This is a genomic window from Burkholderia sp. Bp8963, assembly GCF_003854275.1.
Taxonomy (GTDB): domain Bacteria; phylum Pseudomonadota; class Gammaproteobacteria; order Burkholderiales; family Burkholderiaceae; genus Burkholderia.
The window spans coordinates 15566-32048 of record NZ_QTQP01000015.1 but is presented as its reverse complement, the minus strand read 5'-3'; the positions used below and the strand labels follow the sequence as shown (position 1 = coordinate 32048).

The 16483-nt window shown below is 68.4% G+C and carries 14 protein-coding genes and 1 pseudogene; 10 read left to right on the top strand and 5 right to left on the bottom strand.

Translation table 11 applies throughout. The features are described 5' to 3' along the window. Nucleotides 1-348: 348 nt before the first annotated feature. Genes DID96_RS14880 through DID96_RS14870 form a run of 3 tightly spaced genes read left to right on the top strand, consistent with a single transcriptional unit; the run spans nt 349 to nt 2955 of the window. Nucleotides 349-1665: a D-alanyl-D-alanine carboxypeptidase family protein gene (locus DID96_RS14880; RefSeq protein WP_124600060.1), complete on the top strand. Its 1317-nt coding sequence runs from the start codon at nt 349-351 to the stop codon at nt 1663-1665. A gap of 55 nt (nt 1666-1720) precedes the next feature. Then, nucleotides 1721-2647 (top strand): D-amino acid aminotransferase, encoded by a 927-nt coding sequence (locus DID96_RS14875; RefSeq protein WP_124600059.1) that lies wholly within the window; start codon nt 1721-1723, stop codon nt 2645-2647. Next, nucleotides 2647-2955, top strand: coding sequence for a YbeD family protein (locus tag DID96_RS14870; protein WP_059926184.1), 309 nt, complete (start codon nt 2647-2649; stop codon nt 2953-2955). Before DID96_RS14875 ends, DID96_RS14870 begins: the two co-directional genes overlap by 1 nt. Before the next feature lie 21 nt (nt 2956-2976). On the opposite strand, the gene DID96_RS14865 is transcribed toward DID96_RS14870, so the two are convergent. Then, nucleotides 2977-3921, bottom strand: coding sequence for a transcriptional regulator GcvA (locus tag DID96_RS14865; protein ID WP_124600058.1), 945 nt, complete (start codon nt 3919-3921; stop codon nt 2977-2979). 102 nt (nt 3922-4023) lie between these two features. Here DID96_RS14865 and DID96_RS14860 point away from each other — a divergent pair, with 102 nt between their 5' ends. The 3 genes from DID96_RS14860 to lipA all read left to right on the top strand — a co-directional run bounded on the left by DID96_RS14860 (nt 4024) and on the right by lipA (nt 6165). After that, on the top strand, nt 4024-4350 hold the full coding sequence (locus DID96_RS14860) for a DUF2917 domain-containing protein (protein ID WP_124600057.1): 327 nt from the start codon (nt 4024-4026) through the stop codon (nt 4348-4350). Nucleotides 4351-4430: 80 nt separating this feature from the next. Beyond that, nucleotides 4431-5177, top strand: a complete 747-nt coding sequence (gene lipB / locus DID96_RS14855) for a lipoyl(octanoyl) transferase LipB (protein ID WP_124600056.1) — start codon at nt 4431-4433, stop codon at nt 5175-5177. Then, nucleotides 5170-6165 carry a lipoyl synthase gene (lipA, locus tag DID96_RS14850; protein ID WP_124600055.1) on the top strand — a complete coding sequence of 332 codons (996 nt, stop codon included), beginning with the start codon at nt 5170-5172 and terminating at the stop codon, nt 6163-6165. The genes lipB and lipA overlap by 8 nt, the downstream gene beginning before the upstream one ends. A 64-nt stretch (nt 6166-6229) precedes the next feature. Here lipA and DID96_RS14845 read toward each other — a convergent pair whose 3' ends face one another. Continuing rightward, nucleotides 6230-6862 (bottom strand): hypothetical protein, encoded by a 633-nt coding sequence (locus tag DID96_RS14845; protein ID WP_124600054.1) that lies wholly within the window; start codon nt 6860-6862, stop codon nt 6230-6232. Between the two features lie 375 nt (nt 6863-7237). Between DID96_RS14845 and tauA the strand changes: the two genes are divergently transcribed. The 3 genes from tauA to DID96_RS14830 are packed head-to-tail and all read left to right on the top strand — an operon-like array spanning nt 7238 to nt 10111. After that, nucleotides 7238-8254, top strand: coding sequence for a taurine ABC transporter substrate-binding protein (gene tauA, locus DID96_RS14840; protein ID WP_124600053.1), 1017 nt, complete (start codon nt 7238-7240; stop codon nt 8252-8254). Nucleotides 8255-8279: 25 nt separating this feature from the next. After that, on the top strand, nt 8280-9137 hold the full coding sequence (locus DID96_RS14835; RefSeq protein ID WP_124600052.1) for a taurine ABC transporter ATP-binding protein: 858 nt from the start codon (nt 8280-8282) through the stop codon (nt 9135-9137). After that, nucleotides 9137-10111, top strand: a complete 975-nt coding sequence (locus tag DID96_RS14830; RefSeq protein ID WP_124600169.1) for an ABC transporter permease subunit — start codon at nt 9137-9139, stop codon at nt 10109-10111. Before DID96_RS14835 ends, DID96_RS14830 begins: the two co-directional genes overlap by 1 nt. A 42-nt stretch (nt 10112-10153) precedes the next feature. Here the strand turns inward: DID96_RS14830 and DID96_RS14825 are convergent. From DID96_RS14825 to DID96_RS14815, 3 genes and pseudogenes are all read right to left on the bottom strand, one after another. After that, nucleotides 10154-10972: pseudogene (locus DID96_RS14825) on the bottom strand (class I SAM-dependent methyltransferase); the annotation flags it as partial. 168 nt (nt 10973-11140) lie between these two features. Continuing rightward, nucleotides 11141-13015 carry a gamma-glutamyltransferase gene (ggt, locus tag DID96_RS14820; RefSeq protein ID WP_124600050.1) on the bottom strand — a complete coding sequence of 625 codons (1875 nt, stop codon included), beginning with the start codon at nt 13013-13015 and terminating at the stop codon, nt 11141-11143. A gap of 73 nt (nt 13016-13088) precedes the next feature. Beyond that, entirely contained in the window at nt 13089-14051 is a 963-nt protein-coding gene (locus DID96_RS14815; RefSeq protein ID WP_124600049.1) for a LysR family transcriptional regulator, read from the bottom strand. Between the two features lie 275 nt (nt 14052-14326). On the opposite strand from DID96_RS14815, the gene DID96_RS14810 reads away from it, so the two are divergent. After that, entirely contained in the window at nt 14327-16459 is a 2133-nt protein-coding gene (locus DID96_RS14810; RefSeq protein WP_124600048.1) for a 3-hydroxyacyl-CoA dehydrogenase NAD-binding domain-containing protein, read from the top strand. Nucleotides 16460-16483: the final 24 nt, after the last annotated feature.

Below are 16483 nucleotides of genomic sequence, written 5' to 3'. Positions count from 1 at the left end.
GCACGCGCCTTTCGCGTTCCTTCGATAGTCGTCCTGCGCATCCTGGCCACGCTATCCTCGCGTCGCCGGCATGCAACGGCGCGGCGCCGCGTTCACGAAAACGCCTGCCGCGGCCACGTATAATGGCCGCATTTCGCGTCGCCCGCGGCCCGGCCGGGCCCATGCGGCGCTCGGTTGGCCGCTCGCGCGCACACGCCGCGCGGGCCGCGAACCGAACGCGTCCGCACGAGTCCAACCGGCGCGTTTCGCATCGCCTGACGGTCAGGCGCATGGCCGGAACGCCCGCCGCCTTGCCATTCAACCGTGCGCGTCCCGCGCCGCACTTTCTGCCATCAGCCTGAATCGATCATGCGTTTGTCTCCCCAAGGCCTCAAGTCCCTCGCATCCTCCACTGCCTTCAGCGCCGCCGCGCGCAACGTCGCGCTCGGCGTGATGCTGCCCGTCGCGCTCGCGTCGACGATCGTCGCCGCCGAGGCGAAGCCGGCCGCCAAGGCCAAGGCCGCGCATGCGGCGCCGGCCGCCGCGCCCGAAGCGACTGGCGCACCCGCGACCTACATGCCGGGCGCGGTGCCGCCGCCGGGCGTCAACGCGCGCTCGTGGGTGCTCGTCGACGCGACGAGCAACACGGTGCTCGCGTCGGGCAATGCGGACGAGCGTGTCGAGCCGGCGTCGCTGACGAAGCTGATGACGGCCTACCTCGTGTTCGAGGCGCTCGACAAGAAGAAGATCTCGATGGAGCAGATCGTCACGCCGAGCGTGGCTGTGCGCCGCGTCCGCACGGACGAGTCGCGGATGTTCATCGAAGCGGAGAAGCCCGTGTCGGTGCACGACCTCGTGTACGGGATGATCATCCAGTCGGGCAACGACGCCGCGATCGCGCTCGCCGAACTCGTCGGCGGCAGCGAAGGGCAGTTCGTCAACATGATGAACGACGAGGTCAAGCGCCTCGGCATGAAGGGCACGCACTTCGCCGACGTGAACGGCATGCCCGACCCGAACCACTACACGACGGCCGGCGACCTCGCGACGCTGTCCGCGCACCTGATCCGCGATTTTCCGCAGTACTACAGCATCTTCTCGGAGAAGGAATTCAAGTACAACAACATCCGCCAGGGCAACCGCAACCGCCTGCTGTGGCTCGACCCGTCGGTCGACGGCCTGAAGACGGGCCATACGCAGGCGGCGGGCTACTGCCTGATCTCGTCGGCGAAGCGGACGATGCCGGGCTCGGCGGATGCGCCGCGCCGCCTGGTGTCGGTGATGATGGGCGAGACGAAGGAAAGCGATCGCACGCAGGACAGCATGAAGATGCTGAACTACGGCTACAGCGCGTTCGATGCGGTGCGCCTGTTCAAGGGCGGCCAGGCGATCTCGACGCCGCGCATCTACAAGGGCAAGGAGAACGCCGTGCAGGTCGGCGTGCAGGCCGACCAGTGGGTGACGGTGCCGCGCGGCCTCGGCGACAAGGTCAAGCCGGAAGTCGAGGTGAACGCGCCGCTGATCGCGCCGCTCGCGCAAGGCCAGCAGGTCGGCACCGTGAAGATCGTCGCCGACGGCAAGACGCTGTCGCAGTTCCCGGTCGTCGCGCTGCAGGCGGTGCCGGAAGCGGGTATCTTCGGCCGTATCTGGGACTCGATCCTGCTGATGTTCAGCAAGAAGAAGTAAGCGGAAACAGGCGCTGGCCTTTGTTTCGACGACTTCATCCCCATCTGGTATCGCCATGAGCCAAGCCGAATTCGAACCGATCGTCTACCTGAGCGTCTCGTCGCAGGAAGAACTGGTGCCGCTGTCGCAAGCCCGTATCCCGGTGCTCGACCGCGGGTTCATTTTCGGCGACGGCGTGTATGAGGTCGTCCCCGTCTACGCGCACGACGGCGCGCACGTGCCGTTCCGGATCGCGCAGCATCTTGCGCGGCTCGAGCGCAGCCTGAAGAAGATCGGCATTGCCAGCCCGCACGACGACGCGGGCTGGCGAGCGCTGATCGAGCGCGTGGTCGCGGCGAACGCCGATGGCCTCGGCGCGGGCGACGCGCTCGTCTATATTCAGGTGACGCGCGGTGTCGCGAAGCGCGGCCACGCGTTCCCGGCCGGCGCGGTGCCGACGGTCTTCGCGATGACGAGCCCGCTGCGCGTGCCGTCCGCGGAAGAGCGCGCGAACGGCGTGCGCTGCGTGACCGCCGAGGACCGGCGCTGGCTGCATTGCGACATCAAGTCGACGTCGCTGCTCGGCAACGTGCTGATGGCGCAGCACGCGGTCGAGCACGACGCGTTCGAGACGCTGCAGCTGCGCGACGGCTACCTGACCGAAGGCTCGTCGTCGAACGTGTGGATCGTGAAGAACGGCGAGCTGCTCGCGCCGCCGCGCAGCAACAGGATCCTCGAGGGGATCCGCTACGCGCTGCTCGAGGAGCTGGCCGACGAATGCAACATCCCGTTCGTCGCGCGCGAAATCAGCGAAGTGGAGCTGCGCGCGGCCGACGAGATCATGATCACGTCGGCGACGAAGGAAGTGCTGCCCGTCACGTCGCTCGACGACCTGCCGGTGAATGGCGGCAAGCCCGGCCCGGTATTCGCGGCGTTGTATGAAGCGTACCAGCGCGCGAAGGCGCGCGAGTTTGAACAGTTTGACCTAACCCGGAGAAAGTGATGAGCGAACCGTCCAAAACCGTCGAGCTGACCGGCGCGATCGATACCCGGAAGGAATCGCTGCTGGAGTTCCCGTGCGATTTCCCGATCAAGATCATGGGCCGTGCGCACCCGGAGTTCAAGGACACGATCTTCAAGGTCGTGAGCGTCCACGACAACGAAATCGACCTCGAGAAGATCGAGGAGCGCGCGTCGAGCGGCGGCAACTACACGGGCCTGACGATCACCGTGCGCGCGACGAGCCAGGAGCAGCTCGACAACATCTACCGTGCGCTGACCGGCCATCCGATGGTCAAGGTCGTGCTCTGACCCCCTCCCTTCCCATTGCGCTCACGCGGCGGCGGATTTCTCCGCCGCGCGACGCGCGTCCAGTTCGTCGCACAGCAGTCGGAATTCGGCGACTTCCTGCAGGATCCACGTCCTGAACGCCTGCACGCGCGGCGCGCTCAACAGCGGCGGCGGACACACGAAGAAATAGTTCCACGGGCTCGGCCCGTCGATGTCGAACAGGCGCACGAGGCGCCCCAGCCGCAGTTCGTGCACCGCGAGCGAGCGCCGCACGAGCGCGATGCCCTGGCCGTCGATCGCCGCCTGCAGCAGGTTCGACGAATCCTGGTACAGGATCCCGCGCTTCGGCTCGGTCAGCGTGTCGAGGCCCGCCGCGTCGAACCACGGCCGCCACAGCTCGTCATCCGAGCGCAGCAGGTTGTAGTGGACGAGATCCGCAGGCGTTTGCGGCAGCTTGCCGCCGTTCAGCGTTGGCGAGCAGGCCGGGAAGAACATTTCGTCGAGCAGCGGCTCCACGTACAGCCCCGGGTAGGTGCCGAAGCCGAAGCGGATGGCGAGGTCGACGTCGTCGCGCGCGAAATCGGTGACGGCGTTCGTCGACTGCAGCTCGACGTCGATCTCCGGATGCCGCTCGATGAACGAGCCGATGCGCGGCGTCACGAAGCGCGCCGCGAACGACGACAGCATCGAGATCACGAGCCGCCGGTCGCGGTCGCTCGCGCGGACTTCGCGCGTCGCCTCGACGAGCATCATCAGCGCGGTGCGGACCTGCTGCGCATAGCGGATCCCGGCGTTGGTCAGGCACAGGCGCTTGCCGTTGCGGGTGAAGAGCGGCACGCCGAGCTCTTCCTCGAGCGCACGTACCTGGTGGCTGACGGCACCGTGCGTGACGAACAGTTCGTCGGCGGCGCGCGAGAAATTCTCGTGGCGGGCGGCGGCCTCGAACGCGCGAATGGCGTTCAGCGCGGGGAGCTGGCGCAAGTCCATTTGCTAATTTTCCTCACATCGTCGTGAAAATTGGTCGTTTGGTCAGACGCTTGGAGATGACTACGATTGTAGCCATCGAAGCGTTTTTTGGCGGAGCGGATCATGCAAGAAATTTCTTCAAGCATCACGTTTGAAATCCCCCCTGGCGAAACCGTCCCGATGAGGGTGCAGCGCAGCACCCGGCTGACGGTGCAGTGCGGACCGGTCTGGGCGACGCGCAGCAACGACGTCGAAGACTATTTCCTGATCGACGGCGAAACGCTGAAGCTGCGCCGCGGCGAGCGGCTGTGGCTGAGTGCGGAAGGCGGGCAGAGCGCGTGCGTCGCGTTCTCGGTCGCACGGCCGCCGAAGGAAGTCGCGCTGACGGGCCTCGCGCGCCTGCGCGACCGCGCGCTCGCGCTGCTCCAAGACGGCTGGCGCACCGTCTGAGCCGGTTGCGCCGGGCGGACCATCGATCCGTCCCTTTCCAATGCCGGCGAGACCCATGGGATTTCGGTAAACTACCGCCCATGTCCGTCTCGCCGGTTTTCATCGTGTCTACGCCTGCCGCCGTCCCCGATTCGCCTGCCGCCACTGCGGCCCAGCCGGTCACGATCCGCTGGCGCGGCGCGGAGCCTTACGACGCGAGCTTCGACGCGATGCGCGCGTTCACCGATGCGCGCACCGCGGACACCGCCGACGAGATCTGGCTGGTCGAGCATCCGCCCGTCTACACGCTTGGCCAGGCGGGCGATCCGGCCCACTTGCTGGTCGCCGACAGCGGCATCCCGCTCGTCAAGGTCGACCGCGGCGGGCAGATCACGTATCACGGCCCCGGCCAGATCGTCGCGTACCTGCTGCTCGATTTGCGCCGGCGCAAGCTGATGGTCCGCACGCTGGTGTCGCGGATCGAGGAGGCCGTGATCGAAACCCTCGCGGCGTATAATCTCGCTTCGGTCCGCAAGGCGGGTGCGCCGGGCATCTATGTGGCGTCCGGCCTGCACGAGGGGGCGAAGATCGCGGCCCTCGGCCTGAAGATCCGCAACGGTTGCAGCTATCACGGGCTGAGCCTGAACGTGAAGATGGATCTGCGCCCGTTTCTCGCAATCAATCCGTGCGGCTATGCCGGACTGGAAACCGTCGACATGGCGAGCCTCGAGGTCGCAGCCGACTGGAACGACGTCGCGCACACGCTGGTGCGTCGTCTGATCGCCAACCTCGACGGCCAAACCGCGGCTGCGAAAGCGCCGCAGGCACTGGAACAATCGAATGACTGACCTTACCGCTTCTCCCGCCCCGGCCGATCCGGCCTCGTCGAGCCCCGCCTACGATCCGACCGCCAAGCAGAAGGCGCAGGCGAAGACCGCGCGCATTCCGATCAAGGTCGTGCCGATCGAGAAGCTGAAGAAGCCGGAGTGGATCCGCGTGAAGGCGGCAACCGGCAGCTCGCGTTTCACCGAGATCAAGACGATCCTGCGCGAGCACAACCTGCACACCGTGTGCGAGGAAGCGAGCTGCCCGAACATCGGCGAATGCTTCGGCAAGGGTACCGCGACGTTCATGATCATGGGCGACAAGTGCACGCGCCGCTGCCCGTTCTGCGACGTCGGCCACGGCCGTCCCGATCCGCTCGACGCTGACGAGCCGAAGAACCTCGCGCGCACGATCGCCGCGCTGAAGCTCAAGTACGTGGTGATCACGAGCGTCGACCGCGACGACCTGCGCGATGGCGGCGCCGGCCACTTCGTCGAGTGCATCCGCGAAGTGCGCGAGCAGTCGCCCGAGACCCGCATCGAGATCCTGACGCCGGACTTCCGCGGCCGTCTCGACCGCGCGATCTCGATCCTGAACGCCGCGCCGCCCGACGTGATGAACCACAATCTCGAAACGGTGCCGCGCCTGTACAAGGAAGCGCGCCCGGGCTCGGACTACGCGCACTCGCTGAAGCTGCTGAAGGATTTCAAGGCGCTGCATCCGGACGTCGCGACGAAGTCGGGCCTGATGGTCGGCCTCGGCGAGACCGAAGAGGAAATCCTGCAGGTGATGCGCGACCTGCGCGCGCACGACGTCGACATGCTGACGATCGGCCAGTACCTGCAGCCGTCAGAGCACCACCTGCCGGTGCGCGCGTATGTGCATCCGGATACGTTCAAGATGTACGAGGAAGAGGCGTACAAGATGGGCTTCACGCACGCGGCCGTCGGCGCGATGGTGCGGTCGAGCTATCACGCGGATCTGCAGGCGCATGGGGCGGGCGTGGTCTGAACGCCTGAGCATCATCGCTTCGTCGTCGGACGAACCCGGTAGAGCCCGCAGCGATGCGGGCTTTTTATCGTTCAAACTTCATTTGGCCATTCGGCAACGGAAATGACCGCAGCCCCAGCGTGGGCAGCGTCATCGCACCGGTTGCGTCGATGTTGTAGTCGTACAGGCCCTTGCTCGGCGTGTCGATCGTCGCGTCGCCAGGGTGCTCGTCGCGGTGCGCGTTGGGCGCGTAGACCAGATGAAACGTCAGTTCGAACGTCGCGGTGTCTCTGCTGTTGCCGCTCGAAGTAAATACGCTCAGCGGCAGCCTTCCCGACACCTTCACGGATTCCGGCAATCGTCCGTCGCCGGCGGCCCCGACCGAAAGGTCGCATCGCCGTGACGAGCCGTAAGCGAACACCGATGAGCGTTTGCAGCTGTCGAATCGGTAGACGACGACCGAAGCCGTCGCGGTTGGCGCCGCTTCGAGGCTTTTGACGCCAAAGGTCGAGATGGTGACGGCTGTCTGGGTCACACCGCATGGATCGAGAACCGTACCGTACGCGTTTGCAGAAACCCGGCTGAACGAATGCTGGCTCGCCTGCGCATTCGCGCGAAGTGGCGAGGCCAACAGAATGACGACCCACGCCGCGGCAGCCGGCCGACCCACGGCATTCGCGAAATCGGCGCACAGCGAGGCACAAAGAGGACTTGTCACGACACACGCTTCCGGTTTCGCTGCTCCTGCAGGCTGACACCCGCGATGGCGACGCGAGCTTCCCGCGTGATGCAACTATCGGGCCGGGCCAGCGAACATGCCGCTCCCGGCGTGTCGGCGGGGCGCCCGGCGACGGCCGGACCGGGCGAATGTTGCGGCTTTGAATCGTGGCGTCGTCAGTTCCGGGCGCATGCAACGACCTCGCATGCCCACGCACGACAATCGCCACCCGACCGGACGCGCAATCCATTCCAGCATGGAAAGCAAAGCTGAAACGGCATCGATAGCTTCGCAGGATAAGTTCGCTCCCGCCGCGCGCAAACCTCCTATAGTCGGCTCTCCCGTTGAATCGCCAGAATGCCGAAGGAGAGCCGCATGCCCCGTTTCAGCCTCATCCGCCGCGCCGTCGTTGCGCTCACCGCCTTTGCCGCGCTCGGCGCGGCGCATGCCGAATCGCGCGAAGTCGTGATCGCGTACCAGGACATGGTCGTCCCGTGGCGCTATGCGCAGGCGAGCGGCGAGGTCGAGAAGGCGACCGGCTACAAGGTGACGTTCCGCAAGCTCGACAGCGGCGCCGACGTGATCCGCGCGCTCGCGTCCGGCTCGGTGCAGCTCGGCGAAGCGGGCTCGAGCCCGATCGCGGCCGGCCTGTCGCAGGGGCTCGACATCTCGCTGTTCTGGATTCTCGACAACATCAACGATGCCGAGGCGCTCGTCGCGCGCAACGGCTCGGGCGTGACGAGCGTCGCCGCGCTGAAGGGCCGGAAGATCGGCGTGCCGTTCGTGTCGACGTCGCACTTCCATACGCTCGTCGCGCTGCAGGCGGCGGGTGTCAATCCGAACGACGTGAAGATCGTCAACCTGCGTCCGCCCGAAGTCGCGGCCGCATGGACGCGCGGCGACATCGACGCGACCTACATCTGGGATCCGGTGCTCGCGAAGGTCAAGCAGTCGGGCACGGTGCTGACGACGTCGGGGCAGGTCGCGAAGCAAAGCGGCAAGGCGACGTTCGACGGCTTCGTCGTGAGCCGCAAGTTCGCGCGCGACAACGCCGAGTTCGTCACGCGCTTCGTCAAGGTGCTCGCGGCGGCCGACGCCGACTACCGCGCGCACGCGAACGCATGGAAGGTCGGCACGCCGCAGGTCGCGGCCGTCGCGAAGGTGTCCGGCGCGAACGCGCAGGATGTGCCGGCGAGCCTCGCGCTCTATGCATTCCCGACGCCGGCCGAGCAGGCGTCGCCGACCTGGCTCGGCGGCGGCGCGCAGGCGGGCGCCGCGAAGTCGCTCGCGGCGACGGCCGCGTTCCTGAAAACGCAGGGCACGATCCAGACGGTGCTGTCCGACTATTCCGTCGGCGTCGATCCGCAGTTCGTGCAGAAGGCCGCGCGCTGAGCGGCGACCTGTCGCGGAGGAATCGATGAGCACGCTCGAAGTCCGTCAGGTGTCGGTCGCCTATCCGGGGGAGCGCGGGCGTCCGACGACGCAGGCACTCGCGCGGGTCGACCTGACGCTCGAATCGGGGGAATTCGTCGTTGCGCTCGGCGCGTCCGGCTGCGGCAAGACGACGTTGCTGAACTGCATGGCCGGCTTCGTCGCGCCGACGACCGGCGACGTGCGGGTCGACGGCGTGCCGGTGACGGGGCCCGGCGCGGATCGCGGCGTCGTGTTCCAGAAGTACGCGCTGCTGCCGTGGCTCGACGTGCTCGACAACGTCGCGCTCGGGCTGCGCTTCGCGCACGTGCCGAAGGCCGAGCGCACGCGGCGCGCGCGGGAGATGCTCGCGCTCGTCGGGCTCGAGCGCTATGTGCATGCGCGCGTGTACGAGCTGTCGGGCGGGATGCAGCAGCGCGTCGGCATCGCGCGCGCACTCGCGAGCGATCCGCGCGTGCTGCTGATGGACGAGCCGATGGGCGCGCTCGACGCGATGACGCGCGGCACGATGCAGGCGCTCGTGCTCGACGTATGGGCACGCACCGGCAAGACGGTGTTCTTCATCACGCACGACGTCGAGGAGGCGCTGTTTCTCGCAACGCGGCTCGTGGTGATGACACCGGGGCCGGGCCGCATCGCCGAAACGTTCGAGCTGCCGTTCGCGCGCCGCTATGTCGACTCGCGCGACGCACGCGCGGTGAAGTCGTCGCCGGAATTCATCGCGTGGCGGGAGCGGCTGATCGCGTATCTGCATCGCGATGAGGCAGGCGGAGAGGCAGGCGGAGAGGCAGGCGGAGAGGCGGCCGGGGAAGCGCGCGCAGAAGCGGTCGGGGAAGCCGCATGATCCGCGAGCGGGCGCGGCAGGGCGCGTCCGTCGGGCGCGGTCGGAACAGCTTTTTGCAGAGGCAGGACTTCATGAGCACGCAGGATTCGTGGGCGGCCGATCGCGCGGTCGCCGGTTTCGAGCAGGACGATCGCCCGGCGCAGCCGCATGCTGCTGCACGGCCAGTGCGGCTCGCGCGCGCGACGCGCCGCTACCGGCTGCCGGGGCAGGGGAAGACGGGCGTGCTGAGCGCGGCGACGGTCGCGGCGCTGGCCGCGCTGTGGTGGGTGGCGACGCACCGTCAATGGTTGCCGCCGCTGTTCCTGCCGGCGCCGGAAGCGGTGTGGGCGGCGTTCGTCGATGCGTGGAACGGCCGCATCCAGGGCGGCCTGCCGCTGTCCGAACACCTGCTGTGGAGCGCCGCGCGCGTGTTCGGCGCGTTCGTGCTGGCGACCGCGCTCGGCGTGCCGGCGGGGATCCTGATGGGCGTGAGCCGCATCGCGCGCGGCATCCTCGATCCGCTGCTCGAGTTCTACCGGCCGCTGCCGCCGCTCGCGTACCTGCCGCTCGTCGTGATCTGGTTCGGGATCGACGAGACCGCGAAGCTCGTCGTGATCTTCCTCGCCTGCTTCGCGCCGGTCGCCATGGCGGCGCGCGCGGGCGTGCGGGCCGCGACGGTCGAGCAGATCAACGCCGCGTATTCGCTCGGCGGCAGCTTCGCGCAGATCGTCCGGCACGTCGTGTTGCCGGCCGCGCTGCCTGAGATCCTGACGGGCCTGCGGATCGCGATCGGCTTCGGCTGGACGACGCTCGTCGCGGCCGAGATGGTCGCCGCGACGGCCGGGCTCGGGCAGATGGTGCTCAATGCGTCGAGCTTCCTGCGCACCGACATCGTCGTGATGGGGATCCTGATCATCGGCGCGATCGCGTGGCTGTTCGATCTCGCGATGCGCTGGGTCGAGCGGCGCGTTGTGCCGTGGAAGGGGCGGGGCTGAGCGTCGGCGCGCAAAGGTGGGGCAGGGTCCGCTCGGCGCGCGCTAGCGCTTGAGCGCCGATGCCACGATGCACGGCATCGGCACGCACAGCTCGCCGGCGTCGTTCCGGTAAGGCTCCGTGTCGCGCGCGACCGCACTTTCGATCTGCGCCAGCGCATCGGGGGTTTGGGCGTTCAGTACCGCGGCCATCCGCACGCCGCCCCGCATCAGCATATGAAAGGGGGTCTCCGGCGCACGCAGCATCAGCGTCTGTTCGATCTCCTGCACCTGCGGCTCGACGAAGCCGGCGTCCAGCAACGCGCGAGCCGATTCGTCCGGATCGCTGAAGCGGAAGAACGGCGGCCCGGGCGGCAACGGAACGTCCATCGTCCCGTGCGCCGCGACCGCGGCGAGGACCATGCGGAATCCGACCGCCCTGTCCGGTGAAGCCCAGACGCTGAAGGCGATCCTGCCGCCGGGCTTCAGCACGCGGAACACATGCTCGAGTGCGCGTTCGGGGTGCGGAAAGTGCAGCATGCCGAACGCGATGCCGGCTGCGTCGAAGCACGCGTCCGGAAACGGCAGGTTTTCCGCGTCGCCGACGCGGAATTCGAGATCGGGATGTAGATGTTTCGCCTGCGCAACCATCGTCGCCGAAAAATCGACGCCGACGACCTTCGCGCCGCGACTCGCTGCTGCAGCGGCCAGATAGCCGGGGCCCGACGCGACGTCCAGAAACTGCGTGTCGCGCTGCACCGCGAGTGCGTCGAGCATCGCGTTGCTCGATTGCACGGTCAGCTTGCCGAAGTACGCGTGATACGACTGCGCGACCCGTTCCCAGCCGAGGTGCTCGAAGGTGCCGAAGTCGATCTGTTCCATGTTCGCGAGGGCGTTCGCCGCCCAACCATTCCGGGCCGATGCCGCGTCGCATGCGAAGGTCGTGCCATCCGCGGCCCGGCGCGCCGTGCGCATCGACGGCCGCCGACAATCCCCGAAAAACGTTTCGCGCCTGCAACGGGCGCGGGCGTCCGTCGCAACGCCCGCCCGTCATCAATCCCCGATCGCCATCCCTTCGCGCCGCGGGTCCGCGCCGCCGAACCAGATCGTGCGCCCTTCGACGTTCAGCCGCTGGATCCCCTGCAGCCCGGAGTTCATCTCGACGACCTGCACGTCGTGCCCGCGGCTCTTCAGCGCGTCGACGAGCGTGTCCGATACGCGGCCTTGCTCGAGCTGCGTCGGCCCGTTCATCGACCCGAAGTTCGGCAGCGCGATCGCCTGCTGCATCGTCATCCCCCAGTCGAGCACGCCGACCAGCGCCTTCGCGACGTGGTTGATGATCGCGGGCCCGCCTGCGGAGCCGACGATCATCGTGACCTGCTTCGTCTTCTTGTCGAACACAAGTTCCGGCGCCATCGCCGAGCGCGGCCGCTTGCCGGGCTGCACGCGGTTCGCGACCGGCCGGCCGTTCTCGCTCGACACGAACGAGAAGTCAGTGAGCTGGTTGTTCAGCAGGAAGCCGCGCACCATCAGCCGCGAGCCGAACGCGTCCTCGACGCTCGTCGTCATCGACAGCGCCTGGCCGTAACGGTCGACGATCGCGATGTCGGACGTCGACGGCAGCCCGGGGCTGCGATCGTCGGCCATCGCGAGCGTCGCGCCCTGCGGCGTGCCGGCCTGCGCGGTGCCCATGCTGCCGTCGCCGATCAGGCGCGCGCGCTGCGCGAGATAGGTCTTGTCGGTGAGGCTCGCCCAGCTGCCGCCCGGCAGCGACGCGAAGTCCGGATCGGCGACGTAGCGCGCGCGGTCCGCATACGCGAGGCGCCCGGCCTCGCTGAACAGGTGCGCGGCGAACGGCGTCGGTTCGAAGCCGACATCGTTGCGCACGGGCTTCTGCGCGCCGATCTGCTGCCAGTCGGGCATCGCGTCGATGATGCCGAGCATCTGCGCGATCGCGAGGCCGCCCGACGACGGCGGCGGCATCCCGCAGACGACCGAACGGCGGTAGTCGGCGCACAGCGGCTCGCGCACCTTCGCCTTGTAGCGCGCGAGATCCTGCACCGACAGCAGGCCCGGGTTGGTCGGGTGCTTGCGCACCTTCGCGACGATGTCGCGCGCGATCGCGCCCGTGTAGAACGCGTTCGCGCCATGATCCGCGACCTGGCGCAGCACGACCGCGAGCGGCGGGTTCTTCAGGATCGTGCCGGCCGGCTTCGGCGTGCCGTCCTTGTTGTAGAAGTACGCGCGCGCGGCCGGATCCTTCATCAGGTAGCGGTCGTTCGCGATCAGCATCGCGAGCCGCGGGCTGATCGTGAAGCCGTGCTCGGCGAGCCGGATCGCCGGCTGGAACAGCCGCCGCCACGGCAGCTTGCCGTGCGCGCGGTGCGCGAGGTCGAGCATCCGCAGCACGCCCGGCGCGCCGACCGAGCGCCCGCCGACGACGCCTTCGTAGAAGCTCATCGGCTGGCCGGTCGGGCCGTAGAACAGGTGATCAGTCGCGGCGGCCGGCGCGGTTTCGCGGCCGTCGTACGCCTGCGTCGTCTTGCCGTCGAAGTAGAGCATGAACGCGCCGCCGCCGAGGCCCGACGATTGCGGCTCGACGAGCGCGAGCACCATCTGCGTCGCGATCGCCGCGTCGATCGCGGTGCCGCCCGCCTTCAGCATCTCGTAGCCGGCCTGCGCCGCGAGCGGGTTCGCGGCGGCGATCAGGTAGTGCTGCGCGGTCCAGCCCGGCTTGTCGGCCCAGCCCGACGACAGCTCGGGCGCGTGGAACGCGGGCAGCGGTGCGGCGGCACCCGACGCGGCGGCGACGGGGACGACGCCGCCTGACGGCACGGACGGGGACGTGCAGCCGGCATTGAATGCGACGAGCGCGATGGCGGCGATCAGCGTCCAGCGACGCGAATGCGGACGAATCCGGTCGAACATTGAACCCTCGGCGGCAGTGAATTCGAAGGGGGCGGCGGTCTTTCCGCAACGGGCTGTCGGCGCAGGCGGCGCGCTATTGTCGCTGCGCTCCAGGCGGATTGTCACCCGGCCGGAAACCCTGAAGCAGCGCGTCGGGCCCGCCCCGGCCGGTCTTTCCGGCCTGTTCGAGGATGAACTCTATGAACGTCGAGGTCGCGCGCGTGTGGTGCCGGTTCGGCATGTAGAGCATGTACATGTGCGTGCCGAAGATCGACAGCCGGTACGCGTCGAGTGACGTGACGACCGTGCCGCGCCGCACGTCGTCGTGCACGACGTAATCAGGCACGATGCCGACGCCGATCCCCGCGAGGATCGCCTGCCGCAGGAACAGGAAGTTCTCCGAAATCAGCGTGGGCTCGAGCAGCACCTCGTGGCGCTCGTCGCCGAGATACGCGGCGACTCGCAACTGCCGGCCGATCACGGTCGCGGTGATCACCGGCGCGTCGGTCAGCGCGTCGAGGCTCGCGGGCATCCCGTGCGCGGCCGCGAACGCAGGCGACGCGCAGGCGACGTAGCGCACCGCGCCCATGTCGCGCGCGACGAGGTTCTGCGGCGGCTCGGACTTCACGCGAATCGCGATGTCGACCTCGTCGCGCATCAGGTCCTCGATGCGGTTCTCGAACACGACGTCGAGCACGATGCCCGGATGGAGCCGCTTGAACGCGAGCAGCCATTCGGACATCACGAGCTGTCCGTAGCCGCTCGGCACCGACAGCCGAACGCGGCCCTGCAGATCCTGGCCGAGCGTCGTCACCGATTCCTGCGCGGCGAGCAGTTCGTTGCGGATGCGCCGGCCGTGCTCGTAGAGCTTCAGCCCGATCTCGGTCGGCTCGATGCGGCGCGTCGTGCGCCGCACGAGCTGCTGCCCGATCGAGCGCTCGAGCTGGTTCAGCCGGTAGCTGACGTTCGCGCGGCTCATCTTGAGGCGTTGCGCAGCCTTGCTGAGATTGCCCGCGTCGAGGATCTCGACGAGCAGCGTCAGCGCATTCAGGTCCATGCCCGGGTCTCCTGATCCGTCCCGCTTTCCGTTCTGCGCTTTTCGTCCTGTTAGCGGTCGGCGAGCATTCAATGTCAAGTCAGATTTGACAGCTTGTAAAAGCGCACTGGAATTGTCAATGAATCTCGATCAATCGAAAATCGAGCCATGCCCGGCGTACAGCCGGATCTTGTCCCGCTTCGTGCGGGACGGGGGCGGACGCCCCGGCGCCACCCGCGTTGCCGCGACGCACGCACCCGGCGCCGACGCGCCTGCCGCCGCGTCAAGGAGACACGATGAACTCACCCGCTTCCCCCGATAACCCGATTGGCCCGGTCACGCGCGAACGGCGCGACAAGGTGCTCGTCGTCACGATCGACCATCCTCCCGTCAACGCACTGTCCGCCGACGTGCGGCGCGGCATTGCCGACGCGATCGACGCCGCGCAGCGCGACGCCGCGATTCACGCGGTGCTGATCGTCGGCGCCGGCCGCAACTTCATCGCCGGCGCCGACATCCGCGAATTCGGCAAGCCGCCGGTGCCGCCGTCGCTGCCGGACGTGTGCGAACGGATCGAGTCGAGCGCGAAGCCGGTCGTGGCCGTGCTGCACGGCGCGACGCTCGGCGGCGGCCTGGAAATCGCGCTCGCCGCGCATTACCGGCTCGCGGTGCCGGGCGCGAAGCTCGGGCTGCCCGAAGTGACGCTTGGCCTGCTGTCAGGCGCGGGCGGCACGCAGCGCGCGCCGCGGCTGATCGGCGCGCAGGCCGCGCTCGACCTGATGCTGACCGGCCGCCATGCGAGCGCGGACGAAGCGCTCGCGCTCGGCCTCGTCGACCGTCTCGCGCACAGCGACGACACGCTCGCCGAAGGGCTCGCGTACGCGCAGGAACTGCTGTCGCTCGGCGCGAGCGCGCGGCGCACCCGCGACGCGCACGGCCTCGCGGATCACACGGCCGCGCGAGCAGCGATCGACGCGGCGCGCGCCGACATCGCGAAGAAATCGCGCGGGCTGTTTTCGCCGGCGAAGATCGTCGACGCGGTCGAGGCCGCGCTCACGCAATCGTTCGATGCGGGGATGAAGCTCGAGCGCAGCCTGTTCCTGCAATGTGTCGACAGCCCGCAGCGCGCGGGCCTCGTGCACGCGTTCTTCGCGGAGCGCGAAGCGGCGAAGGTGCCCGAGGCGCGTGGTGCGACGGCCCGCGCGGTCGAGCGCATCGGTGTCGTCGGCGGCGGCACGATGGGCGCGGGCATCGCGGTCGCCGCGCTCGACGCGGGGCTGCCGGTGACGATGATCGAGCGCGACGACGCGGCGCTCGCGCGCGGCCGCGCGCACGTCGGGAAGGTGTACGACGGCCTCGTCGCGAAAGGCCGCATGACGCCCGCCGCGCAAGCCGCACGGCTCGCACGCTTGAACGGCAGCACGTCGTACGACGCGCTCGGGCAGGCGGACGTCGTGATCGAGGCCGTGTTCGAGGACCTGGCGGTCAAGCAGGCCGTGTTCGCCGAGCTCGCGCGCGTGTGCAAGCCGGGCGCGGTGCTCGCGACCAACACGTCGTATCTCGACATCGACCAGATCGCCGCGAGCATCGACCGGCCGTCCGACGTGATCGGCCTGCATTTCTTCTCGCCGGCGAACATCATGAAGCTGCTCGAGATCGTCGTGCCGGCGCGCGTGAGTCCGGACATTGTCGCGACCGCATTCGCGCTCGCGAAGCAGCTGAAGAAGACGCCGGTGCGCGCGGGCGTGTGCGACGGCTTCATCGGCAACCGCATCCTCGCCGTCTATCGCACCGCAGCCGACTACCTGATGGAAGACGGCGCGTCGCCGTACCAGATCGACCGCGCGGTGCGCGAGTTCGGTTTCCCGATGGGGCCGTTCCAGGTCGTCGACCTTGCGGGCGGCGACATCGGCTGGGCGAGCCGCAAGCGCCGTGCGCCAACGCGCGACCCGCGCGCCCGCTACGTCGGGATTTCCGACCGGCTGTGCGAGCGCGGCTGGTTCGGCCAGAAGACGGGGCGTGGCTATTACCTGTATCCGGACGGTGCGCGCACCGGTGCACCCGATCCGGAAGTGGAGGCGATTGTCGCCGTAGAACGCGCGAAGAGCGGCGTCGCGCCGCGCACGTTCACCGACGACGAAATCCTGCGCCGCTATCTCGCCGCGATGATCAACGAGGGTGCGAACGTCGTGCACGAGAAGATCGCGCTGCGCCCGCTCGATGTCGATGCGGTGTTCCTGCACGGCTACGGCTTCCCGCGCCATCGCGGCGGCCCGATGCACTACGCGGACACGGTCGGCCTCGCGAACGTGCTGGCCGATATCCGCGCGTTCGCGAAGGAGGACCCGCTGTTCTGGAAGCCGTCGCCGCTGATCGTCGAGCTCGTCGAGCGCGGCGCGAACTTCGCCAGCCTGAACCGCGTCGACTGAACGTTCTCACGAATTCAATACGGA